Raw genomic sequence first — 269 nt, 5'->3', positions numbered from 1 at the left:
AAGGGACGGTACTCACGCCGGCCGCAGTTGCGCTGCTCGAGCAGATGCAGGCCCAGAAGGCCGGTACCCTGGCTATGGAGGTGGAGCTTACCGCCGAGCAGCGTATCGGAGATCTCGAGGGCAGGGGCATCATAACCAGTGAAGTTGCTTCGCAGTGGAGGAATCAAGTCAGCGCGATAAAGACGCGGTATCGAGACAGCTATGAAGCGGGAGCGACTGGCGGTCCTCGTTATGAGAAGCTGGAAGGTGGTCCCAACGCGATAGATATG

1 protein-coding gene is annotated in these 269 nt (G+C 59.1%); it reads left to right on the top strand.

From position 1 onward, the window contains the following. Window positions 1-269: hypothetical protein (locus NLU14_RS21935; protein ID WP_275710602.1), on the top strand; the 269-nt coding region annotated here is incomplete at both ends.

It is taken from the genome of Marinobacter iranensis (assembly GCF_029207565.1).
GTDB lineage: Bacteria > Pseudomonadota > Gammaproteobacteria > Pseudomonadales > Oleiphilaceae > Marinobacter > Marinobacter iranensis.
Note: the sequence above shows the minus strand (reverse complement) of the source record. Positions and strands in the feature narration are given on the sequence as shown.